Here is a 1,741-nt window from a genome sequence, read left to right on the forward strand (position 1 = left end):
GTGGGTAAAAAAAAGCCTTGATTGTTTGCTCAAAAAAAGATAGCTTCGACTTCCTTAAACCGCCCGCATCCTGTGGGCACCATGATCAGCGTCTAGAGGCGCTATAGCGGTTTGGTCCGCTATGAGGCACCGGAAGGGCCTCCAAATCTCAAAGCACAACATAACCCTTAGTCGAGGTGTGTCTCGTTGATGGCTTGATGCCGTCTTCGGTTCCGCTCGGCTAATCACGTCTTCAGGGCCTCAGAACGCTCTGGGCGTGGTCGCATTTATTGAGGACCAAATTGACTCATGGAAGAAACAAACGCTGGAAAGACCCTAGACGACTTTCCGATCACAAATCCGCACTACTCCAAGCTGCTGGATGTTCACCGATTTTCAGAACACCCGAATGTTACCCATCTGACAAAGCAGGTCTGGGCAACATGCTATGGGGAGCCAGAAAGCAGCAGCCTAAAGAAGGGCGGTGTAAGACCCAAGGCCAGCAGTTTGACGCAGCTTCGCGCTATATTGCTCGATCTTTTTGTGGCTTGGGATACCGACCCCGAACTGTCCATTGGCGTAGCGATGAGCAACACAGCCTGGAGCACGGGATCCCGGTATAACAAGATAGGGATGTCCCGCTTAGCACCGAAGATAATACATCGGCTGCATGAAGTTGGTTACATCTCATTGGCGGCTGGCAGCTATACCGTTCCCGGTGCCAACTCGAACCGTACCACCCGGATTAGGGCCGCAGAACCGCTTAGGCAGATGTTTCGAGAAGCAAAGTTCGGACCACAGCATATCCTGACCCATCCGGGAAAGGAGTGCATTCTCATGCGATCCAGCGAGAAATCGGAAAGGAATATCGAATACAAGGATACTCCGGCGACCGAGAAGATGAGAACAGATCTGATGCGGTACAACAGGCTTCTGCTGCGAACCTTCATCGACATCCCCGATCAGGATGACACGTTCATTGAGCGCCCGATTAAGTCTGGTGTCCGCGCGGGCGAGATAAACCGCGTACCCATCTGTGGGTTCGATAACTTCGTTCACCGCGTCTTCAATCGCAACGACTGGTCATGCGGTGGTCGCTTCTATGGCGGCTGGTGGCAATCGGTCGGGTCAGAGGTAAGGAAGCGCATCCACATCAATGACGAACCCACTGTCGAGGTGGACTATCAAGCCCTTCACGTCGCGATTCTGGCAGCAAAGAGAGGAGTTAAGCTGGAGGGTGATCCCTATGAGTTGGATGAACAACCATTGCCTGACTTGGATAACGTGAAGCAGCGCAAGTTGGTGAAACTGCTGATCCTCATGGCTCTTAACGCCAAGAACGAGCGGTCAGCTTATAGTGCGTTCCGGGACGCTTCTCCGGTTGGCTCGATGGCAAAGTCGATGAAGAATGCGGAACTTCGGTTGGTATTAGATGCTGCTATCAAGAAACATCCATTCCTTGAGGATGACCTCTGTGCGGATCGTGGGATAACACTGATGAACTTGGACAGTTTGATGGCTTCAATGGTGATAAGATGCTTCACCAAACAGCGGATACCTGTCCTATGCATCCACGATAGTTTCCTGATTGGTTATTCGTATGCAATACGGCTCAAGACAGCCATGAATCTTGCAGCGAAGAGGGTTCTTGGTTGCCCGGTTGCCCTGTCCAATAATTATCTGGGGTTAGATGAGGTGGAACGAAGCACTCCCAGTTTGGTCGATGATTACATGGACATGCGTTTTCTCCCTCGATCGCATG

Annotated in this window: 1 protein-coding gene; it reads left to right on the forward strand. The window is 51.6% G+C overall.

Features of this window, described 5'->3' with window-relative positions; translation table 11 throughout:
- Nucleotides 1-288: 288 nt before the first annotated feature.
- Nucleotides 289-1,741 (forward strand): hypothetical protein (locus ACR0B7_RS20965; protein ID WP_480682379.1); only part of this gene is annotated, 1,453 nt, incomplete at its 3' end.

This window comes from Ruegeria sp. BB6, assembly GCF_056539385.1.